The following is an 18,194-nucleotide window of genomic DNA, read 5'->3' as shown; positions in this document are numbered from 1 at the left end:
CAAGCTGGCGGTTCTTGCCGCTCGCGCACTAGCGGTGCCCCTCTCAAATCTTTTAGGGCAACAAACCGCTCCACCTCCTGCTTGCGCCCGACAACCAATACATCATCGTCCAAGCAGAATGTGTGAGCGCTAATCTCTCAGTGAATCGTACGGGGTAGCCCGTCCCAGGAAGACGTCAGGTCTTCGAGCAAGGCGAGAAGTTTTTCGAACTCGGAAAGAACGGAGTGAAATTCCTCGTTGCTCAACGAGGCGATCTGTGGGGCCTTGACCGAAAGCGATCCGATAAGTCGCTCGATCCACATGCACCGGTCTGCGGGCACATGCCCGAGAATATCGTCCCGGTATTCCTGCAGGTAGCTGTGGATGCGCGCCACAATCACACGGCGGTCGGTTGCTCCAAGCGTTGCAACATTGCTTCGCGCCGTCTGCAGTTCAGCGATGATCGATGTCTGCATCTCTTTTCCCTTGGTTCTCCAACCACTCCTGCTGCGGCGAATACCATAGTCGCTGAACTCCCGACACGGACCAAGGTCTGAAGTCGCTGACGGGTGCCTTGTGCCCTCAGCGCGATTCATCCGTCCATATGCGGCGCTCGCCGCGGTAGATGTATTGGCCAGAGCCCTGACGGGTGTTGTCGCGGTAATAGTCGCGGCGATTACGGTTGCGGTCGTCGCCGGCGCAGCGCTCGGGAAGGCGTCGGCAATCCTGGGAGTTCTGCCGGCTGACCCGCGGATTTGTCGGATCAACGGCCATTGCATTACCGGCGAGCATTGCTAAAGCTAAGGCAAGAACAACCCTGATCATTTCACTCTCTTCCATTTCCTGTCGACCATGCCCGGAGTTTATCACATGCTGCCAAGCCGCTCACTTCTCATCGGCATGATCATAACATTGGCCTCTTCGCATGTTGCATTGGCAGAAAAAGCCCGGTTTCGAAACGCCAGGGAAAACGAAATCCGTCAGCTTCTGAAGGGTGCCAGCGACTTGCGGAAAGCCTCGAATGGCTATGAATACCGTCGGGGCAACAAGAACGGCTATAAAATTTCAGACGGTCAGATCTGCATACTTTTCCCCAACAAGCAGACCGACTGCGTCTCGATCAAGACGGATGGTCAGGTATTGCAGATGCTCGACAACAAGGGCAATCGCGTCAAGCTCTGAGCCCTGCCGGCTGCTGTCTGTCGTCACGCCCGGCGCCTCCCCGGAACCTTTCCCCAAAGATCGCGTTAGAAACGCATGATTTTGCAGGTCGCTCGCCTGCAGCCGAGATGCGCCATGCGCCGGTTTCATCCGGGCAACCGGATCTTGAACGAGCTTTCAGCCGGGCTCTTCCCGGCAGGGGGAAATCATGAAACTCCGCTTCGTATCCGCCACAGTTGCCGGCTTCCTTGTTACCGGCCTCGCCGGCTCGGCCATGGCGGCTGATGCCATCGACGCTATTCCGGCCGCACCGGCAGCCGAGATCACACCGGTTTTCACATGGTCAGGTTTCTATGCCGGTGTCGGCGGCGGGCCGACCTGGGCCAACGGCGATTTCGACGTCTTTTCCGAAGACATGAACGGTGGGCTGATCACCGGCTTCGTCGGCTATAACTGGCAGTTCGACAATAATTTCGTCGTCGGCATCGAAGGCGACATTTCGTACAACTGGAACAAGTCCGATGTCGGCCCGTTGGAAGTCGGCCTCGAAACTGCCGGCTCCGTCCGCGCCCGGCTCGGTTATGCGATCGATCGCGCGCTGATCTATGGTGCAGCAGGCTGGACGGGTGCGCAGGCCCATATCGATGGTCCTGCCAGCAGCGACAGGGATACGCTGTCCGGCTGGACGATCGGCGCCGGCGTCGACTATGCCTTCACCAACAACGTCTTCGGCCGGCTGGAATATCGCTACAATGACTACGGCAGCGCCGACCTGCTCGGGCTCGACGGCGACTTCGACCAGCATGTCGTGATGATCGGGGTCGGCTACAAATTTTGACGCCCTGCCCTCAGACCATTCTTGCCGCCGGATTACATTGCCGAGAGCGAGAGCTTGCCGTCGGCCGTCACACGCGATTGCCAGCCGGTATAGTTGGCGATCGTGAAATGCGGCGTCTCGAAAGGCGTCGCATGAGTCTCAGTGATGACGGCGACGTCAGCTCCGGCTGCCTCGCCGGCGAGAATACCTGCAACCGCATCCTCGAATACCAGGCAACGGGCGGGATCGACCCCGAGACGGCTCGCGCCCAGCAGATAACATTCCGGGCTCGGCTTGCCTGACGAGACTTCTTCGCCGCTGACGATCATCTTCGGCATGGGAATGCCCGCAGCCGCCATGCGGCGGAGGGCGAGCTCGATCGGCGCCGAAGTGACAATCCCCCAGCGATCCGAGGGCAGTGCATTCAGGAAACGAATGGAGTCCGGGATCTCGATGATGCCCTCGAAATCCTCCATCTCCTCTTTCAAAAGCAGTTTTGCCTCGGCGATCGGATCGACACTGGGAAGACCGAGCTGGCGGATGACGTCGGACGCGCGAACACCATGGATGGTCTTCAAAAGGACCTCAGGTTCGAAACCGTGGCGAAGCGCCCACTCGCCCCAGACGCGCTCGACGACGGCGATGGAGTTCAGCAACGTGCCGTCCATGTCAAAAAGGAAGGCATCGTAAGTCTTGTCGAGAACGCGATGGGAAGCGGACAAAGGGAGGTTCCTTGCGAAGCGGAAAGCGGGCCGGCCCTCCGCGACTAGCCGAGCGCATGAGCGACGTCAACCGAAAGCATGTCGCGCAAAACTCTGCTGCGGTGCATCAGACAAGGACCTGAAGCGTCGCAAGCGATCTGAATGACCGCGTACGCTTTAGTCGTTGACCTCGGGATGGGTGATGCTCCTCACATCCGCGAGGCCGCGTGTAGCATCGCGATTGCCGGTGGCAGCCGCAGCCTCAAAAACTCGCGTGGCGTCACCATACATTTTCAGATTCATGTAGCTGTAGCCACGCAGAACCATGAGATCGACCCGCTCCTGCTGCAGTTGGGCACGCTGGTCGAGAAAAATGAGTGCCTCGCGATAGCGGCCGCCCTGGAAGGCGGCAAGGGCACGATCGGCAAGGATCGCTACCTGCAGTTCGGACGCGCGGTCGCGATTCTGCGGCGCCTTGGTAGCCGCGACTGCGGCACTATTGGAAAGGCCGGCGCGCAGGTAGGCAAGGCTCTGGCCGTAGGCGGCATCCTCACGATCCTTGCGCACTGGACTTGCCAGCGCCGCCTCGAAAGCCTTCACCGCTTCCATCGGCCTGTTGATATCCATCAGGCACCAGCCGCGTGCCAATGCATCGCCGGGCCGGAGGCGGGCGGGATCAATGGTGGTGGAACATCCGCGAAGCTGACGCGGACCGCGCTCGACTGCAACCGTCTGCATGGCCCGCGTGGGCCTCGCGGGCACAACGGGCTGGGGCTGCACTTGCGGCTGCTGGGATTGAAATTGCGCCGGCGGCTGAGGCTCCGGCTGGAAGGCGGCACTGCGTTCGGTCGGCGCAGACTGGATCTGAGGGGCGGCAGGCTGAACAGCTGGCTGCGACCCAGCCGCAGAACCGGGGGCCGGCAACGGAGCGTTGCTGCGGGAAACGGCGGCTGTATCGTTCAACGTGGCAATGCGGGCCGAACGATCCGCCCAGAGACGCTGGATCTCGGCAACTCCGGCCCGGTCGTTCAATTGCTGGCGGGTGACGGCAAGGCCATAGGCGGACGGTTCGTCATCCGGCTTCCAACGCAGTCCCGTCTCGAACCACCGGGCAGCCGTCTGGAACTGGTTTAACGATCGAGCGTACCAGCCGAACTGCTGGGCCGTCGGCACGTATTTCTGTTCGATGATAGCAGCGGCGATACGACCGAGCACGTCCTCGCTCAGATCGGCCGGCGGCTGCAAGGCCATCAGATTGGCGGTCGCGGCAAGATAGGTGGCGGTCGCATCCTTGGAATCGTCACGCCATTTGTACATGACGTCTTCGGCTTCCTGCGGCGACTTGCGGGCAATCAACGCCAATGCCAGCCCCTGGGAGGCCACAGCGGAAATCCTGCTTGTCGTGGGCGATGCGGAACCACTTTTTCGGCAGCCGCATCATTTGTTGCGGCGAAGCTGATACCAGCCAAGCAGCAGCGCGTCCGAAGGCAGCCCCTGCTCTTCGGCAAGCTTCTCAACGCGGGAGATATAATTGGCAGCGACCTCGAGCTTGGGATCGTCATTGCCGTCGGCAACGAAGCGGCGGGCCAGATCGTCGCGCAGGCTGTCGAATTCTCTGACACCATTGGCATCGGCAGGTTTTTTCAAGGGACAGCAGCGACTGCATCGCACCATAGGGCAGAAGAGCGGCTGCCTTCTGGATCGTCGCCACGCGCTCGGCCGGCTCGGTGCAGTTCTTCAGGATATAGGTATATGCATCCTGCCCTCGCTGCTGCCTGTTCGTATCGACGAATGCTTCGGCAACGCGCCAGAGCACATCTATTTCGGCGCAGGTCAGCAGACTCGGGGTTTCGGCTGCAATATCGACGACCGTCGCATATTGCTTGAGATCAGAAGCATTGACCAGCCGGGCACGGGATTCGGCGACATCGAGACGGTCGAGCAGGTCGGCTGGCGGCTGCCAACTTTCGGCGGCCTGACGATCGGCGATCGCCTTGCGCAATTCGGCATAGCGGCCCTCCGAATAAAGCCGCCACATATTTTTCGAGCTGCCGGTCGCCGTTTTGTGGAATGGCGAGCGGATCAGCAGGTGGTACCCAGTTCGGATAAAGCGCCTGAAGGCGCGAGATTTCCGCCTGCAGGCGAAGCTTGTCGCCGCGGCTCGCAAAATAACGAAGGGCGCTTTCGTCGACAACCGGCTGCTGGCTTGCCGCCGTACCTGAGGGCGGCGGATTGGCCGGCGCGGTGGCGGCACCCGAGGGAGCCGAGGGTGGTGCGGTCTGTGGGACGACCGGAACCGGAGCCGGCTGCTGGGCCTGATTTGTCTGTGGCTGATTTGCCGGGGCTTGGGCTGGCTGAGCTTGGCCCGGCTGCAATTGGCTTGTCTGCGCTTGGCTTATCTGGGGCAGGTCCGTCTGAGCCGCGCTCTGGGCCTGACCGACAGAGTTATCCTGCGTCGCGGCCTGGATCCGCTCCGTCACGGTCTGCACATCGATCGGCTCACCAGAGGGGGTATCCGGCCCCTTGATACGACCCATCATCATGAGTTCGGGAGTCTTGCCACCGAAGCCGAAACGTTCCTGCAATGCGTCGCGGTCCTTCAGCCCGGCGATGAGAGTCGCCACAAGGACCGCTGCCGTGACCGCCACGAAAGAAGATTTCACAGACACTCCGGATGCTTCTCCCCGACATAGGCCAGCCCCAGAAGCTGAAGCGTTGAAGGATAATAATAGGCGGGCGCAAATTGCAGCGCTTCGGCAGGTAGTTTGGTTCCGTCCAATACACAGGCCACAACGTGGTTAACAATTTCATAACCAGGGTCGGAAAGCGGCGTCTTCGACCGCCCGGTGGTGAGGTCGATTATAGCCGGCACCCCGTTTTCGGTCATGCCTTCCTTGAGGCGCGTCAGCAACGCCCTGTCGGTCACGCCGCCTCGCGCCAGATAGAGCGGGATACGGATCGCGTTGTAGCCGAACTCTGCCTCGAAACCTTCGGCCGGCTGCGGCTGTCGCTTCAGGCTCACCCATTCGGCGGGCAGCTTGCGCGGGCCAAATTGCATGGCCTTTAGCAGCGACAGACCATCATCGGCCAGTTTCTGCCACTGATCGGACGGTGCAAGTGCGGCCATGACCGGAAGCGCTTCATAGACCCAGTAGGATGGGTTGATAACGGGGCCATCGTCGCGATCCGTGCCGGAGAAGCCTTCCGCGCCAGGCATCAGCAGGGTGCGGCCGGAAAAATCGGCCACCGTCTCCGATAATGTCGACTGCGCCATGCGGGTGGCCGCGGTAATATAATCGGTACGGTTCCAGGCAGAGCCCGCCAGCGCAAGCGCATAGGCAATCAGTATGTCGCCGTCGGACGCATTGTTGGTGTCGGTCACATGCGGACTGGCAGACGGATCCCATTTCCAGACGGCAAGACCGTCATTGCGCAGCAGCAATTCGGTGCGGGTGAAATACCAGATCTGCTCGAAATCGGAGGGGCTCGCGGCAAGATAGGCGAGCAGCAGGCCGTAGCCCTGGCCCTCGCTATGACTGATGTTGCCATTGCCGTTATCGATGATGCGGCCGCTCGGATCGAGAAATTTTGCCTTGTAGGCAGCCCATGCCTCGCCGCTGATTCGCGGCTGCTGCGCCAAGGCCGGCTCGCCGGCGAGTGCCAGCATCATCGTGCCTGCCAGCAATATCGCGATCCAGCCCCTCATTTCGACCTGCCGAGCCTTGAGAGCATTCTGGACGTGACCAGACCGATAAGCAGCGACAGCACGACCAAAAGGAAAGAATAGGAAAGAATATTCGTCGACAGCCAGTTGGCGGCAATCAGGCGATAGTTGGCGATCGACAGGCCTCCAGTAGGTACGAAATCGAAACGGGTCACCGGTACGCTCTCGATCTTGCCGGTGCGGCTGGAATAGGTGGTGACATGGCCAGCAATCTGCGGCCAGTTCATCTGGGCGGTCAGGGAACTCAGCCCCTCGCGCAGGTCCTTGGCCGAGGGCGCGGTCACGACAGTCCACGTACCACCACCATCCGGGCTCTTGCCCTGAGCGACCATTAGAGATGCCACATTCGACGGCGTGAACACCTGCTCTGCAGTGGGAACGAATTGCAGCGAGGCGCCGGTAATATCGAAATTTCGGTGCAGCCATTCGCGGAACGCGGCAATGCGGCCCTGCAGCGCGCCACCGCTGATGCGCGAGCGCCACTCTTCCAGCGCCTTGCCATTGTCGATCTCGGTCGGCTGGGAATCCGACACCGGACGCCAGGAAGCCTGGCTCGCTGTTGAGACATTGACCTGCGTGAGCGCCGTTGCCGGCATCTGCGAAATCGAGCCGATGAAAATCGCGTTGCGGTCACCGATCACGCCCGGCGAGGCGACCGTTTCGATCGCGATCGGGTGGCCCGCCATGATCGCGAGCTGGCCAAGCAGGGTCGCAGTGGCAGACAGCGTGTCGGCATCGGTGCGATCGATGAACAGCGGCGTCGGATCTGGACTGCGCCCATAGGGGTAGGATGTGCCGGCCATGGCCGCGAGGTTCGGTCGCTGCCCGACGCGTGCGAAATCCGGCATATGGAATTCGGACGTATCGAAAAGCGCAAAACGCGGCGTTGACGAGGCTGTCGCCCCGGGCACGCAAGCTGCATCATCATCCGTCATCAGAACTGCTTCGATGGCAATCGAATTCAGCCCTGGCTTGAAATGCCGCATGGTCACGCGGATAGGAAGCTGGCGGAAAATCCCGCCATTGGTCGTTGCAATCGGCACAGTGGAGGCAATGTTGCCGTTCACGTAGACATCGATATGACTGCCGGGAAGCACCTTGCTGGAATAGGCAGCATCGAGCAGGATTTTCGCCTCGCCATAGGCATTGGCGTAAAAGTCAGCCGGCACGGCGATATTGAAGCCGGTGCGAAAGCGACGGCCGGAAAAGTCGATGGTCTTCAAGCCGAGCTGCGAGAGCGGAATACTCGTATCAGAAAAGAGAAGCGGCGCGTCAGGCGCGCTCCAGCGCTGCGTGGTCAGCACGTCGCGACGGACTTCAGGGGCGCGGTCGGTCGGAGACACGATAGTGTCGATCGCCGTGGAAACCGCCTGCCAGGATGGACCGCTGATCAGCAGGACGGGCGAACCACTGCGCGGGTCGATGACAAAGGCCGCAAGCGGCGCGCTTTCAGCGCCTTGGGGAAGATTGGGGAAGAGCGGACGCAGCTCGGTGGCGGTACCGACGAAAACCGCCATCTTGCCGGGACCACCTGCTGGCGGAGTGTCGGCACTAAAGGCAAAGACCTGGTTCGGCATGCCGCTCAGGAGCGACAGGCCCTGCGCCAGACGCAGGAGTGGCTTGGTGGTGCCGGGCTGTTCCATCGCCGGAACGACCAGATCGAATTCCGTCTTGCCTGCGCCATCGACACCGATGGCGCGGATCGCATCCGTGCCGGAAAGCTGACTGGCGTCGCGGCCGGCAAAGCTCAGATAGGTGCCGGCCGGATCGATGTTCGACCAGAGCTCATAGGTGGAGTCGATGCTGCAATCGGTGCGGTGGCGCTGATTGGCCTCGAAAGTGATGAGATTGGCACCGGGCTGGAGCAGACCTGGAGGAACATCGAAGCTGACTGCCGAAGGACTGTCGGGCGAACCGATCTGCTGCTGACCGATAATACGGTTGTTGATGAACACGGTCAGCTGCGATGCTTCGGGAGCGACGACGATGGCATTCTGATAGGCGAAGGTGAACCGCGCCTTCGCTGCTGCCTGCTCCGTCGTCAGATAGATCGACCATGACCTGCGGTCGTATTCACCACCAAGGCCTAGCTCGGAGAAAGGCACGATATAGCGCCTGAAATCGCCGGTCTGTGGAGCGGCCGCGGCAGGACGGACGACAGGGGTGGCCGGCTGCGGCTGAGCCTGAACAGGGGTGGAGGGCGTCGCCGGCGCCGATGGAGGTGCAGGCGCTGGTGCGGGGGTTGCGGGAATGACGCTAACCGGCGGCGCTGCGGGCGTGGGTGCCTGGCTCTGCGCAGGCGCGGAAGGCTGTACCGGCTGCGGAGCAACAGTCTGCGGAACGACGGGAACAGGGGCCGGTGCGGGCTGGGAAGGCTGCGCGGGCTGGGCCGGAAGCGTCAGGCGCGGCTTGACCGGTGGCGCACCCGCCGGGCGCTCACCGGACATGTCGAAGGGAGCGGTCTGCGCATAAGCGAGAACCGATGTGCCGATCAGGAGAAGGGAGGCGGCAAAGAATTTTCTCATCCGGCGTTCGCCTTTGCCGCCTGCTGCTGTCGATGCTCCTCACGTTCCGGGCGCATGCTGCGGAAGAAATAAACCAAGCCACGGCTCGTCTGATACAGCGAGAGGCCGAGGAACCAGATGGTGCCTCTGATGAGGCCGGGATTACGCCGGCGCGAGGCCTGGAACTGCGTCCATTGATCCGAATTGGCGAAGATCAGATCGGCGATGAGGCGATGATCCAACGCGCTCTTCGGTTGATACTGGCAGCCGACATTGGTGATATCGCCAGACGGTTCGATGTTGCGGACGATGAGCGGCAGGGTTTCGAGATCGGCGCCGCTATAGGGGCGGAAGCGGATCTCGCCGAGCGCTCCAACCTGCACCGCATCGAAATGCTTGCTGAAGATGTGCAGGCGCGCGCCGTGGACGGAGACGTCCTCGATCGAGGCGGTATACCACTGATCGCCGACGCCGAATTCGCAGCGCCGGTTGACGCGCACGCGGCGGGAGGACGCCCTCTCCCCGCGCTCCGAGACCACGCCGAGCGCGCAGCCAGCAAGGATGAGATTGATGATGTTCCAGCCGCCGACGACGAGCGTGACATCGGCCTTATAGGGCTCCGCATAAATCTTGTAGATGGTGATCGCAACGGCGATGGTCTGCACCGCGAAGATGACGAAAAAGGGCCTGCTGATTTCCGACAAGCGGCTGACGGCGATGGATTCGTCCTTGGCGGTGACCTTGAAGGTCGGCTTGCGCGGATTGAGCATGACCGAGACGACAGCCGGCAACAGGTGAACCGTCTGCACATATTCATAGAGTTCGGAAATCCACGGCCAACGGAACGACCCGTAGAGGTAGTTCTGCATCATCAGGTTCACGATCATGTAGGCGAGCGTATAGGCCAGGAACTCGCCGCCGGAGGCCGTGAAGATCTCGAGATCGAAAAAGAGATAGAAGAGCGGCGCGAACAGGAAGATCGTGCGCGGGAACGGGAACAGCCAGAACAGCGATGAGGACATGTAGCAGAAGCGCTGCGGCAGCGTGAGGCCGCGCTTGAGCAGCGGAAAGCGGAAGCGCAGGATCTGCATCATGCCTTGCGCCCAGCGGCTGCGCTGACCGATGAAACTTGCGAAGGTGGCGGGCTGCAGCCCGGCGATCAAGGGCTTGTCGAGATAGAGGCTGTTCCAGCCGGAGCCGTGCAGGGCAAGCGCGGTCTCGCAATCCTCGGTGATGCTGATGCCGCTGAAACCGTTGGTGGACTGCAGCGCGCGGCGGCTCAGCACCGCTGCCGAGCCGCAGAAGAAGGCGGCGTTCCATTTGTCGAGGCCGCGCTGGATGATGCCGTAGAACATTTCGTTCTCGCTCGGCATCTTTTCAAAGGTGCGAAGGTTACGCTCCAGCGGATCCGGATTGATGAAGAAGTGTGGAGTCTGGACAAGGAAGAGTTTCGGGTCATCGTCGAAATAACCGACCGTTTCCAGAAGGAAGTCACGCGCCGGCGCATGGTCGGCGTCGAAAACGGCAATCAATTCGCCGCTCGAATGCTGCATGCCGTTGTTGAGATTGCCGGCCTTGGCGTGTTCGTTGCGGTCACGCGTGAGGTAATTGACGTCAAGATCGACGCAGAGCTGCTTGAGCTCGGCGTGGCGGGCCGCGGCTGTCTGCGCTTCGATCAGCTTGCCGGAATTGCGCTTCTGTAGCGTGCCGCCATCATCCAGCAGCCACACATGCAGCTTGTCGGCCGGATAATCCATTGCCTTTGCGGCGGCAAGCGTATTGGCAAGCAGGCCGGCATCTTCGTTGTAGGACGGCACGAAGACATCGACATGGGGGAAACGCTCGAGCTTGCCGGCGCGCGAGGGACGCGGCGGCAGCGGGGTGGCGACAATGAAGAGCGACAGCGCCAACATCATCACGCTATACATTTCAGCGAGATAGAGGAGCAGGCCGGGAATGAAGTTTGCGAGCTGGTTGACCGGCGGCAGCGTATTGGTCGTGCGCCAGTAGACATAGCGCAGCACGATGGCCGTACCGAAGGCGAGCGCCACGAGACGCCATGTGCCCTCTCCCTTCAGCACCTTGATGAGCGCCATGACCGTGACGACGGTAATGCTGGCGATGAGCTGTGTCTGCAGATTGACGGGCAGCGTGATCAGAGCAATCACGCAAAGCGACACCATAGCCCATATGAGAACACTGCCGGCCTTACGCATGAACGTTCCTTCGAAATGGCTCAACCGCTGCGCTCGGCGCATTGGGCGTATTTGCTATTTCCGGCAGGCGGCCGTCATGGCCGCATTGCCAATGCAATCAGGCGAAGGCACGGTCACACCGATCGGCCTTGCCGTTTGTTCGACTGCCGCCGGCGCCTCTGCCGGTGGCTCTATCGCATTCGTCTGCGTGTCGTCGTTCGGCAGCGGCACGCGAGGGCCGACAGGCGGCTGCAGGACCGGTGCAGCAGGTGCCGGCTGCGGCTGCACGCGGCGTACAGCCACGGCCCTTGTCTGGCGCACTGCGGCCGGAGCAGGTTCGTAGCCGATCGGCATCGTAGCCGGACGATAGCCGCCCTCGTCGGGATAGATCGGCGCGCCGGTCTGGCCGAGCGCCGGGTTGGCCGGCGGCGGAGCGCCATAGGGATTCCAGATATCGCCGTCGAAAGTGCCCGTGACGGTGTAACCGTAGACGATGCCGAGGAGCTGGCGCTCGCTAGCCCGGGCATCGCAAAGGCGCAGGCGGATCTGGATCATGCCAAAGTTGCGCGCCTGTGTGTGCGCCGACTGGCTGGAGCGGACCTGCTGCCAGGCGTAAAGACAGGTATCGCCTGCACGGCTGTGGCCAGAGGCATAACCGAAGGGACCGTAGCTGTTCTGCAGGAACGTGGCTGAGGTCGCCATCGGAACGCCGGGAACCGATCGTGCCATCTCGCGCGCGATATCCCCTTCCCGGATCATCCTGTAGGAAGCGTTGCTGGCGCCGGGATTGGCCCCGGACGCGCCAAGAAACTGAACTTTCAGGAAATTCTGGCCTTGAACAGATGAGGACGTGAAGAGCGATATTGTCTGCTCCACACCGTTTCCACGCTTTTGCTCGACGACGCTGACGATCGACGGACCACCAGGGGGCGGCAGGACCAGCGCCTTTTCCGGCTCTACGCTGTCGGGCCCAACGGGCTGACGCACTCCCCCTGTCGACGTACAGCCGGCTATCATGGCCGCGAGAGCCGCCATCGATATCGTCTTCGGAAAATGCATATCCTGGCCGTTGCTATCGTATTTTTAATCTTTGTCTGAAGGGACAAAGCGCGGCGAATTTCCGAATCAACAACCCCCATGTCGTTCTTTAGGAATAAACGATGCTCATGGTTAACAAATGGTCAACACTTTTCTACAGGTGTGCCGGGTAAAATCGGCAGGCGCTCCACTTTCACGGGCGCAGCGAAGCGAGGGGAAATCAACGGCATCCGGCAAGAATGACCCGGAGTAGCAGAGCCACCGGCGGAACCATGAAGGACGGCTGACGTTTTCTCGATGGCTGGGTAGGAAAAGGAGAATATCCATGCGCAAGACCATGCTGGCCGCGGCCGCCCTCATGCTGACCGTAAGCTCCGCCGCCTTCGCGCAGAGCAGCGTCATCGTAACCGATCCGGCTCCGACCGGTTCGACCGTCGTGCTTCCAGGGGAAGTCCGCACCTATGTGATGGAGCAGAGCGTTCCGTCCGTCGTCTATGACGGCGACATTGCCGTCGGCACGACGCTTCCCGACACAGTAGAGATTCATACCGTTCCCAACGTGGACGGCTATGGCTACACCGTCGTCAACGAGCGCCGCGTAATCGTCGAGCCGCAGACACACCGCGTCATCCAGGTTCTGGAATAGGCTCCGGCACGGCGTGAGGCTTTACGCGGGCCTCACGCCTGTTCCGAGGACGGCTTGCCGTTCAGCACTTCGCGGACCTTGTGGGCGAGCTGTTCCAGGCTGAAGGGCTTGGCAAGCAGCGAGACGCCGTGGTCCAGCACACCATTATGAACAATAGCATTGCGGGTGTAGCCGGTCGTGTAGAGGATCCGGATTTCCGGCCACTTCTCCGTGACGGCATCAGCAAGCTGGCGACCGTTCATCTGCGGCATGACGATATCGGTGAAGATGAGATCGACCCGCTCATTCCGCAGCACATCCAGCGCCTCCGGACCGCTCGCGGCCTGCAGGACACTGTAGCCGAGTTCACGCAGGCTTTCCGCCGTCATCTCGCGCACACTCTGGTCATCCTCGACCACAAGGATAGTATCGTCGACGCTCCCGTGCGGGATCGGCATCATCGACGGCGCCGAAAACCCCGTCTCACCGGAACCGACGCGGCGCGGGAGATAGATCTTCACCGTCGTGCCGCGATCGATCTCCGAATAGATCTTGATGTGTCCCCTGCTCTGCTTGACGTAACCATAGACCTGGCTGAGGCCGAGACCGGTGCCCTTGCCGGCACCTTTCGTGGTGTAGAAAGGATCGAAGGCGCGTTCCAGAACCTCGGGCGACATGCCGATGCCGGTATCGGTGATGCTGATCATCACGTACTGGCCGGCCTCCACCTCCTGGTGCATGCGCGCATAACGGTCGTCCAGTTCGGTATTGGCCGTCTCGATGGTCAGATGCCCGCCGTCGGGCATGGCGTCGCGGGCATTGACCGAGAGATTGAGGATGGCATTTTCAAGCTGGCTCAAATCGGCGAAGGTCGGCCACAAGCCACCAGCCAGAACCGTTTCGATCCTGATCTGCTCGCCGAGCGTCCGGCGCAGCAGTTCCGACATGCCGCCGACAAGCTTGTTTAGGTCTATGGTTTCCGGCGCCAGCGGCTGCTGGCGTGAAAAGGCGAGCAGCCGCGCGGTCAATACCGCTGCGCGCTGCGCCCCGTCCCTGGCGCTCTGGATCGAATTCAGGAGGCGTGGATCCTCCTTGCCGTTCAGCCGTCGCTGGGCGAGATCGAGGCTGCCGATAATGATGGCCAGCATATTGTTGAAGTCATGAGCGACGCCGCCGGTCAGCTGGCCGATTGTCTCCATCTTCTGCAACTGGCGCACCTGGGCCTGGGCGCTCGCATGTTCCGCCATCTCGCGCTTGAGCTCACCAGTGCGCTGGGCGACCGTCTCTTCCAGTTTCCTGTTGAAATCGTTCAGCTCTCCGCGCAGGCGCAGCTGCCGGCCGTGGGAGACGACAATCGCCTGCATCAGTCCGACAATGACGAGTGCATTGGCAATGAACGTCGAAAGGCCGAGCCACTGGATGAACGTGACGGGCCAGAAGATATCGTGCGGCTCGACGAAGAACTGCTGGACGAGGAAGCCCGATAGAATGGCGGCGACCACGCCTGGCCCGGCACCGCCGATAAAACTTGCGATCAGCACGGCGGGCAAGAAGCTCAGAAACGGAAAGCCGGAGAGATAGTCGCCAGCAGCAGTGCGCAACAGGAATGTAAATGCAACAGCGGCGACAGCGAGCGGATAGGTCAAACCCGGCCTATGACGCAGCCAGTCCGTGGCGCTCAACAAATCCATTTCCCAGCCTCGTCCTTCCGTTACGAAAACGGCCCTCCAGCTTTTGCATATCGAATCCGGTCGGGCAATATGCCGTTTTTCGCACTACCGCGATCCAACCTTGACGAGCAGCCTGCTCGGGACAGATAAGCCATGTACCCGACAGGCCTGCCACAGGCCCGTGCGGGCAGAGAGTGGACGGAACCATGAAAGACATTTTCATCGTCGAAGACGATGCGCTGATCGCCATGCTGCTTGAAGAGATGCTTGAGGATCTCGGCTACCATATCAGTGCCAGCGCTCCGGATCTGGAGCAGGCCCTCGATGCGGCTCAGAACAAGGAATTCGACGCGGCTATCCTCGACGTATCCTTGGCCGGAAAGAGTTCACTGCCGGTCGCTAAGCTGCTCGAGGCGCGCGGCAAGCCTTATGTCTTTGCAACAGGGTATGGCAGCGCGCCGGAAGGCAGCAATTCAGGCCAGCCTATCCTCAGAAAACCGTTCCAGCTTTCCGATCTCGAGAGAGCGCTGAAAGGCATGGAGGCCTAAACGCGCTAACGCACCTGATCGAGCAGGCGCTTGCATTCCAGAAGATCGTAGAGCGCTTCCTGGAGAAGCGCACGATCCTCCTTGCCGACACTGGACTTGCCGACCGAGATTTCCGGCTGATCATCGTCGCCGCTGACGAAGTTGAAAAAGCGGCGCGTGATCGGTGGCTTGGCTCGGCCAACGATCTGATCCTCTTCCGCCATTGCGACGCGCGGTTCGCCTGCGACCGTATCGTGCACGTTCGCAGAGAGTGCTTCAACGCTTGCGAGATCGCCATGGCCGACCGCGACGACAAACTTGTTGCCGTTGGTTTTCAAGAGCTTCTGCACACCCTTGATCGTATAGCCGTGGTCATAGAGCAGATGGCGGATGCCTTTCAAAAGATCGACATCCTCAGGCCGGTAATAGCGCCGTCCACCGCCTCGCTTCATCGGCTTTATCTGCGGAAAGCGGGTTTCCCAGAAGCGCAGCACATGCTGCGGCAGGTCGAGGTCATCAGCAACTTCGCTGATGGTGCGAAAGGCATCCGGGCTCTTGTCCAACGTCATACTGCTACGCGACCTCGCGGATCGATCCAAACGGCGACTCATCATATTTCAACGGTTTGGAGCCGCGAATTCAAGTCACGTCTTCGCGTTGCGCACAGCCGGAGGCACGACGCAGCAAAAAACCTTTGCGTTCGGCGGGAAAAAGATGATCAGGCAGCCGGATTTTGCGGCTTGGTCTTGCCCTTCCGGGCAACATGGGACTTCAGAATGCGCGTCTTGAGCACATTCGACGCCTTGAAGGTCATGACGCGGCGGGGGGAGATCGGAACTTCCTCGCCGGTCTTCGGATTGCGGCCGATACGCTCGTTCTTGTCGCGCACCTGGAAGGTTGCGAAAGAGGAAAGCTTGACGGTCTCGCCGCGCACGATCGCGTTGCAGATCTCGTCGATGACCGTTTCGACAAGCTCAGCAGATTCTGTCCGGGAGAGACCGACCTTCCGAAAAACGGATTCCGCCAGGTCTGCTCGCGTAACTGTCTTTCCGGTCATGGTTTCCCCGCCCAATAGAAAATATTTTGTGAAAGTGGACGAAGATTATTTGTCTTGTGCCTCACGGTCAAGCTCTTGTTCGCCGCCAGTTTTTTAGGATTTATGCCTACCAGCGCAGCAAAACCGCGCCCCAGGTGAAGCCGCCGCCCATGGCCTCCAGCATCACAAGGTCGCCCTTCTTGATGCGTCCGTCGCCTGCAGCCGTCGCAAGTGCCAGCGGAATGGAGGCCGCAGACGTATTGCCATGCAGATCGACGGTAATGACGACCTTTTCCGGGGCAATGTTCAGCTTCTTGGCCGAGCCATCGATGATGCGGCGATTGGCCTGGTGGGGGACCAGCCAGTCGAGATCCTCGGAGGTTGTTCCGGTTGAATCGAAAGCGGCCTGAATCACGTCAGTAATCATACCCACGGCATATTTGAAGACCTCGCGGCCTTCCATGCGCAGCTTGCCGACCGTACCCGTCGAGGACGGACCGCCGTCGACGTAAAGCTTGTCCTTGTGCGAACCGTCCGAACGCAGATGCGCCGTCAAGACGCCGCGGTCTGCCGTCGTCCCCTCGCCTTCGACTGCTTCCAGCACGATCGCGCCGGCGCCGTCGCCGAAAAGCACGCACGTAGTGCGGTCATTCCAGTCGAGGATGCGGGAGAAGGTCTCGGCACCGATGACAAGCACGCGCTTGGCAAGACCGCCACGAATATAGGCGTCAGCCGTCGTCACCGCATAGACGAAGCCCGTGCAGACGGCCTGAACGTCGAAGGCGAAGCCATGCGTCATTCCGAGACGGTTCTGGATGTTGACGGATGTCGCCGGAAAAGTGTTGTCCGGCGTTGAGGTGGCACAGATGATCATATCGATATCATCAGGCGTCAGCCCGCCATTTGCGAGCGCGGCCCGCGCTGCAGCCTCACCGAGCGACGACGTCGTTTCGTCATCGCCGGCAATGTAACGCTGCCGGATGCCGGTACGCTGGACGATCCACTCGTCCGACGTGTCGACGACACCTTCCATTTCGCGGTTGGTCATCACGCGTTTCGGCAGTGCTGCCCCGAAACCACGAACCACTGATCGGATCATATTGCTTGAACCCCGTCGCTCACGCGGCCTCAGGCCCTATCGGGGGCAGCCGCTTGGCATGATATTTTTTGAGATCGTTTTCTATTTTCTGGGTCAGGCCATTCTTGGCCATGTCATAGCCGACTTCGATGGCCGCGGCTATGCCTTCGGCATTCGCCCCGCCATGGCTTTTGATCACGATGCCGTTCAGGCCGAGGAATACGCCGCCATTGACCTTGCTCGGATCGAGCTTCTCGCGCAGCATGTCGAAAGCGCTCTTGGCGAAGAGATAGCCGATGCGGGCAAGCAGCGTGCGCGACATGGCGGCACGCAGATAGGTGCCGATCTGCCGGGCGGTGCCCTCGGCCGCCTTCAGCGCGATATTGCCGGAAAAGCCTTCCACCACCACGACATCGACGGTACCCTTGCCGAGATCGTCGCCTTCGACGAAGCCGGAATATTCGAGCGAATCAAGATTGGCTTCGCGCAACAGGCGGCCGGCCTCCTTGACCTCTTCCTGGCCCTTGATTTCCTCGACGCCGACATTCAGCAGGCCGACTGTCGGGCGCTCAAGCTCGAAAAGTGCGCGCGCCATGGCGCCGCCCATGAGAGCGAAATCCATAAGTTGCTGCGAATCGGCGCCGATCGTGGCGCCGACATCGAGCACGATGCTTTCGCCCTTCACCGTCGGCCAGATGGCGGCAATCGCCGGGCGTTCGATATTGGCCATCGTGCGCAGGCAAAACTTGGCCATGGCCATAAGTGCGCCGGTGTTGCCGGCGGAAACGGCGACATCGGCCTCGCCCGACTTCACCGCTTCGATGGTGCGCCACATGGTGGAGACATAACGTCCGCGGCGAAGCGCCTGGCTCGGCTTTTCTTCCATGCTGACTGCGAGCTCGCAATCATGAAAGACAGACTTTTCCCTGACCTTGGGAAACTTCGCCAGAACCGGCTCGCACTGTTCCTTGATACCGTAGAAGACGAAGGAAATATCCGGATGCCTGTCCAGCGCCTTGGCAGCGCCGGGGATGACAACCTGGGGACCAAAGTCGCCACCCATGAGGTCGAGAGATATTTTGATCACGTGTCCCTGATCCTTTTTTTCGCCTGAGGGGGGCGAAATTTGGGCCAAAATA

At 60.8% G+C, this 18,194-nt stretch carries 16 protein-coding genes and 1 pseudogene; 4 read left to right on the top strand and 13 right to left on the bottom strand.

What is annotated here, in order from left to right:
• Positions 1 to 137: 137 nt before the first annotated feature.
• On the bottom strand, positions 138 to 455 hold the full coding sequence (locus tag LVY75_16505) for a hypothetical protein (protein ID XAZ24796.1): 318 nt from the start codon (positions 453 to 455) through the stop codon (positions 138 to 140).
• A 106-nt stretch (positions 456 to 561) separates the two neighbouring features.
• Complete coding sequence (locus LVY75_16500; protein ID XAZ24795.1) at positions 562 to 804, bottom strand: hypothetical protein; 243 nt, start codon at positions 802 to 804, stop codon at positions 562 to 564.
• Between the two features lie 45 nt (positions 805 to 849).
• Here LVY75_16500 and LVY75_16495 point away from each other — a divergent pair, with 45 nt between their 5' ends.
• Complete coding sequence (locus LVY75_16495; GenBank protein ID XAZ24794.1) at positions 850 to 1,161, top strand: hypothetical protein; 312 nt, start codon at positions 850 to 852, stop codon at positions 1,159 to 1,161.
• Positions 1,162 to 1,348: 187 nt separating this feature from the next.
• Positions 1,349 to 1,978: a porin family protein gene (locus LVY75_16490; GenBank protein ID XAZ24793.1), complete on the top strand. Its 630-nt coding sequence runs from the start codon at positions 1,349 to 1,351 to the stop codon at positions 1,976 to 1,978.
• Between the two features lie 32 nt (positions 1,979 to 2,010).
• Here LVY75_16490 and LVY75_16485 read toward each other — a convergent pair whose 3' ends face one another.
• The 6 genes and pseudogenes from LVY75_16485 to bcsN all read right to left on the bottom strand — a co-directional run bounded on the left by LVY75_16485 (position 2,011) and on the right by bcsN (position 12,140).
• A complete protein-coding gene (locus LVY75_16485) occupies positions 2,011 to 2,679 on the bottom strand; it encodes an HAD family hydrolase (protein ID XAZ24792.1) in 669 nt (222 codons plus the stop codon).
• Positions 2,680 to 2,835: 156 nt separating this feature from the next.
• A pseudogene (locus tag LVY75_16480) lies at positions 2,836 to 5,321 on the bottom strand (cellulose synthase).
• Positions 5,318 to 6,364 (bottom strand): glycosyl hydrolase family 8, encoded by a 1,047-nt coding sequence (locus LVY75_16475; GenBank protein ID XAZ24791.1) that lies wholly within the window; start codon positions 6,362 to 6,364, stop codon positions 5,318 to 5,320. The pseudogene LVY75_16480 and the gene LVY75_16475 overlap by 4 nt, the downstream one beginning before the upstream one ends.
• Positions 6,361 to 8,907, bottom strand: a complete 2,547-nt coding sequence (locus LVY75_16470; GenBank protein ID XAZ24790.1) for a cellulose biosynthesis cyclic di-GMP-binding regulatory protein BcsB — start codon at positions 8,905 to 8,907, stop codon at positions 6,361 to 6,363. Before LVY75_16470 ends, LVY75_16475 begins: the two co-directional genes overlap by 4 nt.
• Positions 8,904 to 11,102 (bottom strand): UDP-forming cellulose synthase catalytic subunit, encoded by a 2,199-nt coding sequence (bcsA, locus tag LVY75_16465; GenBank protein ID XAZ24789.1) that lies wholly within the window; start codon positions 11,100 to 11,102, stop codon positions 8,904 to 8,906. Before bcsA ends, LVY75_16470 begins: the two co-directional genes overlap by 4 nt.
• A 54-nt stretch (positions 11,103 to 11,156) precedes the next feature.
• Complete coding sequence (gene bcsN / locus LVY75_16460) at positions 11,157 to 12,140, bottom strand: cellulose biosynthesis protein BcsN (protein ID XAZ24788.1); 984 nt, start codon at positions 12,138 to 12,140, stop codon at positions 11,157 to 11,159.
• Between the two features lie 304 nt (positions 12,141 to 12,444).
• Here bcsN and LVY75_16455 point away from each other — a divergent pair, with 304 nt between their 5' ends.
• Positions 12,445 to 12,765, top strand: a complete 321-nt coding sequence (locus LVY75_16455) for a DUF1236 domain-containing protein (protein ID XAZ24787.1) — start codon at positions 12,445 to 12,447, stop codon at positions 12,763 to 12,765.
• Positions 12,766 to 12,797: 32 nt separating this feature from the next.
• Here the strand turns inward: LVY75_16455 and LVY75_16450 are convergent, their stop codons facing one another.
• Positions 12,798 to 14,435, bottom strand: a complete 1,638-nt coding sequence (locus LVY75_16450) for a response regulator (GenBank protein ID XAZ24786.1) — start codon at positions 14,433 to 14,435, stop codon at positions 12,798 to 12,800.
• A gap of 185 nt (positions 14,436 to 14,620) precedes the next feature.
• Here LVY75_16450 and LVY75_16445 point away from each other — a divergent pair, with 185 nt between their 5' ends.
• Positions 14,621 to 14,962 carry a response regulator gene (locus LVY75_16445; protein XAZ24785.1) on the top strand — a complete coding sequence of 114 codons (342 nt, stop codon included), beginning with the start codon at positions 14,621 to 14,623 and terminating at the stop codon, positions 14,960 to 14,962.
• A 5-nt stretch (positions 14,963 to 14,967) separates the two neighbouring features.
• Here LVY75_16445 and LVY75_16440 read toward each other — a convergent pair whose 3' ends face one another.
• From LVY75_16440 to plsX, 4 genes are all read right to left on the bottom strand, one after another.
• Positions 14,968 to 15,510, bottom strand: a complete 543-nt coding sequence (locus LVY75_16440) for a MerR family transcriptional regulator (protein XAZ24784.1) — start codon at positions 15,508 to 15,510, stop codon at positions 14,968 to 14,970.
• 149 nt (positions 15,511 to 15,659) lie between these two features.
• The gene (locus LVY75_16435; protein XAZ24783.1) at positions 15,660 to 15,998 is read right to left on the bottom strand and encodes an integration host factor subunit alpha; all 339 of its coding nucleotides are present in this window, start codon (positions 15,996 to 15,998) and stop codon (positions 15,660 to 15,662) included.
• Positions 15,999 to 16,104: 106 nt separating this feature from the next.
• Positions 16,105 to 17,076: a ketoacyl-ACP synthase III gene (locus LVY75_16430; GenBank protein ID XAZ24782.1), complete on the bottom strand. Its 972-nt coding sequence runs from the start codon at positions 17,074 to 17,076 to the stop codon at positions 16,105 to 16,107.
• A gap of 19 nt (positions 17,077 to 17,095) precedes the next feature.
• Positions 17,096 to 18,142, bottom strand: a complete 1,047-nt coding sequence (gene plsX / locus LVY75_16425; protein ID XAZ24781.1) for a phosphate acyltransferase PlsX — start codon at positions 18,140 to 18,142, stop codon at positions 17,096 to 17,098.
• Between the last annotated feature and the right edge of the window lie 52 nt (positions 18,143 to 18,194).

Origin of the sequence: Sinorhizobium sp. B11 (assembly GCA_039725955.1) — a bacterium.
Lineage (GTDB): Bacteria > Pseudomonadota > Alphaproteobacteria > Rhizobiales > Rhizobiaceae > Rhizobium.
This window is presented reverse-complemented; position numbering and strand designations above follow the sequence as displayed.